Annotated in this window: 7 protein-coding genes; 2 read left to right on the top strand and 5 right to left on the bottom strand. The window is 74.9% G+C overall.

The features are described from left to right. Nucleotides 1-148 precede the first annotated feature (148 nt). The gene (locus ACJOT3_RS30285; RefSeq protein WP_406976553.1) at nucleotides 149-1,000 is read left to right on the top strand and encodes an NAD-dependent epimerase/dehydratase family protein; all 852 of its coding nucleotides are present in this window, start codon (nucleotides 149-151) and stop codon (nucleotides 998-1,000) included. Nucleotides 1,001-1,041: 41 nt separating this feature from the next. Here the strand turns inward: ACJOT3_RS30285 and ACJOT3_RS30280 are convergent, their stop codons facing one another. From ACJOT3_RS30280 to ACJOT3_RS30260, 5 genes are all read right to left on the bottom strand, one after another. Then, a complete protein-coding gene (locus tag ACJOT3_RS30280; RefSeq protein WP_406976552.1) occupies nucleotides 1,042-2,124 on the bottom strand; it encodes a right-handed parallel beta-helix repeat-containing protein in 1,083 nt (360 codons plus the stop codon). Nucleotides 2,125-2,217: 93 nt separating this feature from the next. Then, a complete protein-coding gene (locus ACJOT3_RS30275) occupies nucleotides 2,218-2,859 on the bottom strand; it encodes a response regulator transcription factor (protein ID WP_406976551.1) in 642 nt (213 codons plus the stop codon). Between the two features lie 22 nt (nucleotides 2,860-2,881). Then, a complete protein-coding gene (locus ACJOT3_RS30270) occupies nucleotides 2,882-4,066 on the bottom strand; it encodes a sensor histidine kinase (protein WP_406976550.1) in 1,185 nt (394 codons plus the stop codon). Nucleotides 4,067-4,083: 17 nt separating this feature from the next. Next, entirely contained in the window at nucleotides 4,084-4,926 is an 843-nt protein-coding gene (locus ACJOT3_RS30265; RefSeq protein ID WP_406976549.1) for an ABC transporter permease, read from the bottom strand. Beyond that, the gene (locus tag ACJOT3_RS30260; RefSeq protein WP_406976548.1) at nucleotides 4,923-5,840 is read right to left on the bottom strand and encodes an ABC transporter ATP-binding protein; all 918 of its coding nucleotides are present in this window, start codon (nucleotides 5,838-5,840) and stop codon (nucleotides 4,923-4,925) included. The genes ACJOT3_RS30265 and ACJOT3_RS30260 overlap by 4 nt, the downstream gene beginning before the upstream one ends. A 33-nt stretch (nucleotides 5,841-5,873) precedes the next feature. On the opposite strand from ACJOT3_RS30260, the gene thrS reads away from it, so the two are divergent. Then, nucleotides 5,874-7,130: threonine--tRNA ligase (gene thrS / locus ACJOT3_RS30255; protein ID WP_406976547.1), on the top strand; the 1,257-nt coding region annotated here is incomplete at its 3' end.

Here is a 7,130-nt window from a genome sequence, read left to right as displayed (position 1 = left end):
GCCGCCGTGTGCCCGCCCCCGGCCCGCCCCGGGCCGCCGCGCGTGCCGGGCCGCCCGCCACGGGAACGGCACGGCGGGGCGAGGCGGGCGGGGCACGTTACGGGAACAATGGGCCGTCCAGGGTCGTCCAGGGCAGGGAGTAGCGGGCATGTCCGAAGTCATCGTCGTCACCGGGGCCGCCGGGGGTGTGGGCACCCTGCTGCGCCCCAGGCTGGCCCGCCCCGGCCGCGTCCTGCGGCTGGTGGACGTCGCCCCGCAGGAGCCGGCCGCCCCCGGCGAGGCGGTGGAGGTACTGACCGGGGACGTCACCGACCTGGCCGCCATGGAGGCGGCGTTCGCGGGCGCGGACGCGGTGATCCACCTGGGCGGGTTCAGCCTGGAGGAGCGCTGGGAGGACATCCTCCAGGTCAACATCCACGGCACCCGCCAGGTGTTCGAGGCGGCCCGCCGGGCCGGGGTCGGCCGGGTGGTCTTCGCCAGCTCCAACCACGCGGTGGGCTTCCACCCGCGCTCGGCGGGCGATCCGGGCGACTACCTCTTCCCGCGCCCGGACACCCACTACGGGGTGGGCAAGGCCGCGGGCGAGGCCCTGGGCGCCCTCTACCACGACCGGTACGGGCTGGACGTATTGTGCGTGCGCATCGGCTCCTGCTTCGCCGAGCCGCGGGACTCGCGGATGCTGGCGTCGTGGCTGTCGCCCGACGACTGCGCCCGGCTGGTGGAGGCGCTGCTGGCCGTCCCCTCCCCGGGTTTCCGGGTGCTGTGGGGGGTCTCCGACAACACCCGCCGCTGGTGGTCGCTGGCCGAGGCCCGGGCGCTGGGGTTCGAGCCCAAGGACGACTCGGAGGTGTTCGCCCCGGCGATCCTGGCCCGCGAGGGCGCCGAGCCCGACCCGGAGCAGCCGCCCCACCACCTGCTGGGCGGGTCGTTCTGCGACCCCTCCCTGGACAACGACCGGCTGGAGGGGCGGGCGCCGCTGCGCACCCGCCCCCAGGGCTGAGCGCGGCCCCGGCGGCCGCGCCCGCGGCCGCCGGGCCGGTCTCACGGGGTGAGGGGGATGTTGGTCAGGCCCTGGCGGGCGTTGGCCACCGTGTTGCTGGAATGGACGGTGTTGGGGTTGGAGCCGCAGGAGGACTGGCTCCACAGCGCGATCGCATAGCCGCCCACCCCGCCCAGGTCCGAGCGGTTGGACCGGAACACGTTGCCGCAGCCCTCCCCGGCCAGCTGCTGGGTGCTGGTGTAGCCGTGGGTGAAGGTGCCGGGCGGGGAGAACGTGCCGGTGTTGTCCTCGAAGATGTAGCCGTTGCCCTTGAGGTCCACCCAGCTGTCGGCGTAGTGGACGCCGGAGATGCCCCGCCCGTCGAAGGTGTTGTTCGCGACGCGGCCGTCGCGGGTGCCCTCCTTGACGTCGATGTGCTCGCCGCGCACGTTCGGCCCGAAGTGGTTGCCGGTGACCTGGATGCGGTCGCTGCGGTCGCGGCCGCCGGTCAGCCCGTGGCAGCCCCAGTTGCCGTGCGCCGAGCCGATGTAGAGGCCCTCGCCGTAACCGGGCTGGACCAGCCCGATGTCGTGGATGCGCGAGTCGCGCAGGGAGCCGTCGGCGCTGGAGGAGCGGAAGTGCACGCCCTCCTCGTCGGTGCGGCGCACCTCCACCCCGCTGATGTGCACCGAGGTGGAGCGGTCGATGACGATCCCCTTCTTGGAGTCGGCGACCGTGAACCCGCGCAGGTTCCAGTGGGAGGCGTTGTAGAGCCACAGCCCGTAGCCGCTGCGGTGGGTGCCCGGGGCGGGGCAGCCGCTGCCGGAGGGGGTGTCGTCGTTGACCAGGACGGCGCTGCGGGGGCCGGTGAGGGTGATGGGGGCGCCGGCGGTCCCGGCGCGGGTGGCCGTGAACGTGCCGACGTAGCGGCGGTCCCCGGCCAGGGTGATGGTCTGCCCGGGCCGGGCGGCGGCCAGGGCCTGTTCGAGTTCGGGCCCGGTGGTGACGGTGACGGCGGCCGCCGCCGCGGCCGGGGCGGGCAGGGCCGCCCCGGCCAGGGGCAGGGCGAGCGCCGCCAGCAGGGCGGGCAGGAGTCGGCGGGCGCGGGATCGGAGAGGGGAGGGAGGGGAGGTGGATGCGGGCACGGTTCCTCCGTGTGGGGGTGTCGTCGCCGTGGGTCACGGGGGCGTGACGCAAAAGTAAACCTTCTTTCCTGTTGCATCAAGGGCCCCTGGTGTTCACTCCCCCAGGTAACGCAGCACCGCCCGCACCCGCCGGCTGTGCCCCGTGCCGTGGTCCAGGTCCAACTTGTCGAAGATCGCGTTGACGTGCTTCTCCACCGCGCTCAACGACACGTGCAGCCGCTCGGCGATCGCCGGGTTGTTCCACCCCTGCGCCATCTGCTCCAGCACGTCCCGCTCACGCGGCGTCAACCGGGCCAGAGGATCGGACTGGGCGTGCGCCAGCAGCCGCCGCACCACCTCCGGATCGAACGCCGCACCCCCCGCCGCCACCCGCTCCAGCGCCGCCAGGAACTCCCCCACCTCCGACACCCGGTCCTTGAGCAGGTACCCCACCCCGCCCGGCGAACCGGTCAGCAGCTCGGTCGCATAACGCCGCTCCACGTACTGCGACAGCACCAGCACCGCCACCCGCGGATACTCCGCGCGGATGCGCAGCGCCGCCCGCAGCCCCTCGTCGGTGTGCGTGGGCGGCATCCGCACGTCCACCACCGCCGCCTCCGGCTCCAGCCGGGCCACCTCGACCACCAGGGCCTCGGCGTCCCCGACCGCCGCCACCACCTCGTGCCCCTCCTCCTCCAGCAGGCGCACCAGCCCCTCCCGCAGCAGCACCGAGTCGTCGGCGATCACCAGACGCATGAACACACTCCATCTCTCCGGTTCAGCCGGGCAGTACGGCGCGGACCGCGGTCGGCCCGCCCGCCGGGCTGTCCACCGACAGTGTGCCGTCCAGCGCCGCGATCCGCCGCGCCAGCCCCGTCAACCCGCCCCCGGACACATCCGCCCCGCCCCGGCCGTCGTCCCACACCCGCAACTCCCAGCCCCCGCCACCCGCACCCCCGCCGATACCGTCCAGGTGCACCACCACCTGCCCCGCCCCCGAGTGCTTGACCGCGTTGGTGATGGCCTCCCTGGCCACGAAGTACAGCGCCGTCGCCGGAACCCCCTCCGGCGGCGGGTCCGCGGACACCCGCACCGCCACCGGCAGCGGGCACCGGTCGGCCACCTCCGTCAGCGCCGCCGCCAACCCCAGCGTGTCCAGCGCGTTCGGATAGACCCGCCAGGCCACATCCCGCAGCTCCTCCAGCAGCACCAGCGCCTCCGCGTGGGCGTCGCGCACCAGCCCCGCCGCCCGCTCGGCGTCGCCGCCGCGCCGGGCCCGGCCCAGCAGCATCGACAGCGCCACCACCCGCTGCTGCACCCCGTCGTGCAGGTCGCGCTCGATCCGGCGGCGCTCCTCGTCCACCGCCCGCACCACCTCCGACCGCGTCCGGGTCAGCTCGTCGATGCGTCGCGCCATCAGGTCCTGCGTGCTCGGCCCCACCAGGCGGCGGGCCAGCAGCGCCTCGGCCGCGGCCACCGCCTCAGTGCCCGCCCACAGCAGCCCGGCGGTGCCCAGGCCGAAGATCGCGCCCAGGGACAGCGAGGAGATCCGCAGGTTCACCCCCGTCATGTGGATCTCCACCAGCGAGGCGCCCCCGGTGGCGGCGTCCCACACCAGCCCGATCGCGAACAGCAGCGCCAGCCCGCCCAGCACGAACAGCAGCAGCGAGGACACCAGCGCCACCGGCAGCCGGGCCAGCAGGTACCGCACCCGCGGCCCGGCCCCCGGGTCGGGGTGCAGCGCCCTGCCGTACCAGCGGTCCAGCCGGTCCAGGTCCCGGTCGGCGATCCGCACCGCCCACCCCGCCACCCGGGGCCGGGCCGCGGACCGCAACGCCACCGGGGCGGCCAGGAGCCACAGCACGGTGGCCGCGGCCGTGACCTGCCCGGCCAGCGCCCCGACCAGGGAGCGTGCGCACCGCAGCGCCACCGCCGCGACCGGCTCCCACCAACGACCCGCCACCCTGCCCCCAGCTTCCTCTAGGCGTCGCGGCGGGCGAGCAGCACCGCGCCCGCCGCCAGCGCCACCGCCGACCAGCACAGGAGTACCACGCCCGCCGGACCCGGGCCCAGGTCCACCGGGCCCAGCGCCAGGTCGGTGTCCATGAACGCCGCACCGGCCACGAACAGCGTCCGCTCGGTCAGGAACACCGACACCTCGCCACCGATCATCAACAGCATCACCGGCAACCCCACGACCAGCAGGAACACCGTGGTCAGCGCCCCGGCCACCGACCGCAGCGCCGCACCCGCCCCCAGCGCCGTCACCGCGATCAGCGCCAGATAGGCGCCCTGGCGCAGCACGGAGGCGGCCGCCGCGCCCGCCTCCAGCGTCCCGTACCCCTCCAGGTAGGGGTGCGCCATCACCGCGAAGGACAGCGCCGTCCCGGCCGCCGCGGCCACCACCCCCAGCACGAACGCGAACCCCGCCGCCACCACGGTCTTGGCCGCCAGCAGCCGCCACCGCACCGGCACCACCTGTAGGGAGGCGTGCAGCGACCGGGAGGAGTACTCCGTGGTGATCATCGGCAGCACCAGGCCGATCACCGCGAACTGCACCACCCACAGGGTGGCGTAGGCCGCCATCTCCGCGGCGGGCACCTCGGTGAGCGGCACCGACCCGTTCTGGGCGTTGGAGACGGTGGCCACCGCCACCGACGGCGCCACCGCGCACATCAGCGCCAGCGCCGCCGCGGCCCCCCACCAGGTGGTGCGCACCGACCGCAGCCGCACCCACTCGGCGGACACCGCCGCGGCCAGGTCCGACCACGCCCGGCGCGGCCCGGCCGGACGTTCCACGACAGCGGGGAGGACGGCGTTCATGACTGCTCTCCCTTGCGGGCGGTGTACTGCACGGCGTTCTCGGTCAACTCGCGGTAGGCCTGCTCCAGGGAGGCGTCGCGGGTGCGCAGCTCGTGCACCACCACCCCGGCCCGGTGGGCCAGCTCCCCCACCCGCTCCATCTCCAGGCCGGTGACCACCAGCTCGGTCGGCCCCGCCCGCTCCACCCCGGCGCCCTCGGCCGCCAGCGCGGTGACCAGGTCCTCCGGGTGCGGGCTGCGCACCACCACGGCCGTCCAGGCGCTGTCCGCCAGCACCTCGGCCAACGGGGCGTCGGTGATGAGCCGCCCCCGCCCGATCACCACCAGGTGGTCCGCGGTCAGCTGCATCTCGCTCATCAGGTGGCTGGAGACGAACACGGTCCGCCCCTGCCCCGCCAGCTCCCGCATCAGCTCGCGGATCCACCGCACCCCGTCCGGGTCCAGCCCGTTGACGGGTTCGTCGAACAGCAGCACCCCCGGATCGCCCAGCAGCGCCCCGGCGATGCCCAGCCGCTGGCTCATCCCCAGCGAGAACGTGCCCGCCCGGCGCCGGGCCACCGGGGCCAGGCCGACCTGTTCCAGCACCTCGTCCACCCGCCGGTCGGGGATGCGGTGGGTGCGGGCCAACGCCAGCAGGTGGGCGCGGCCGCTGCGCCCCGGGTGCACGGCGCGCGCGTCCAGCACCGCCCCCACGTGGTGCAGCGGCCGGTCCAGCTCCCGGTAGGGGCGCCCGCCCACCAAGGCCTGCCCGGAGGTGGGGTGGTCCAGCCCCAGCACCATCCGCATCGTGGTGCTCTTGCCCGCACCATTGGGCCCCAGGAACCCGGTCACCCGCCCCGGGCGGACCTCCAGGTCCAGGGAGTCCACGGCGAGCACGTCGCCGTAGCGTTTGGTCAGTCCCCGCAGGGTGATCATGGCCCTCCAGCCCTCGCTTCTCCGACGGTGTCCATGCTGGTCGCCGCACCCCGGCCCCGGCCATGGTGCCGCCCGCCGACCGGGGGTGCGGTTTTCCGCAGGACACACCCGCGGGTCCTCTGCTACGGTCGGCGGTATGCAGCGCGCCCACAGCACGACGACGCCGGAGATGCCACCGGCGCGCTGACTCTTGCACTCAACGAAGCCCCGGGGCGCACCGCTCCGGGGCTTCGCGCATCCGGTGGTCCGCCCCCCGCACATTCCTCGGGAGGAACCCGTGACCACCGCCGCCTGGGCCGCGACCTGGAACTGTTCGGCACCGACCCGCTCATCGGCGCCGGGCTGCCGTTCTGGCTCCCCGACGGCGCCACCGTCCGCCACGCCCTGGAGGAGTACGTGCGCGGCCTGGAACGCGAGGCCGGGTACGCGCACGTGTACTCGCCCGCCCTGGGCAAACGCGCCCTCTACGAGAGGTCCGGGCACTGGTCGCACTACCGCGACGGCATGTTCCCGTCCCTGGAGGACGGCGGCGACGAGCTGGTGCTGCGCCCCAGCCTGTGCCCGCACCACGCCCTCATGTACCGGTCGCGGGCGCGCAGCCACCGGGAGCTGCCGCTGCGCATCGCCGAACTCGGCGACATGTACCGCCACGAACCCTCCGGGTCGCTGGGCGGGCTCACCCGGGTGCGGGCCATCCGCCTCAACGACGCCCACATCTTCTGCACCCCCGGCCAGGTCGTGGACGAGACCGCGAACGCGCTGGAGCTCATCGGCCGCGCCCACCGGGCCCTGGGCATCACCCCCGTCCGTTACCGGCTGTCCCTGCCCGGCCCGGGCGGCAAGTACGCCGGCGAGCCGGCCGTGTGGGAGCACGCCACCGACCTGCTGGTGAACGCCCTCAAGCAGGCCGGGCTCGACTGGGAGGAGGGGCCCGGGGAGGCCGCGTTCTACGGACCCAAGATCGACGTGCAGATCGCCGACCCGGCCGGACGCGAGTCCACCCTGTCCACCGTCCAGGTCGACCTGCACCAGCCCGAACGCTTCGACCTGCACTACACCGGACCCGACGGGGCCCGCCACCGGCCCGTCATGGTGCACCGCAGCGTCATCGGCAGCATCGAGCGGGTGGTCGCCCACCTCATCGAGGTCCACCAGGGGGCCTTCCCGGCCTGGCTGGCCCCGCTCCAGCTGGTCACCCTGCCCGTCTCCCCCGGCCAGGAGGCGGCCGCCGCCCACCTGGCCGACCTGGCCCGGCGGCGCGGCCTGCGCGCCGACACCGCCCTCGCGGAC

The sequence above is a fragment of the Nocardiopsis protaetiae genome (assembly GCF_045446735.1).
GTDB lineage: Bacteria > Actinomycetota > Actinomycetes > Streptosporangiales > Streptosporangiaceae > Nocardiopsis > Nocardiopsis protaetiae.
The sequence above is the reverse complement of the archived record's forward strand: the minus strand, read 5'-3'. Positions and strand labels throughout refer to the sequence as shown.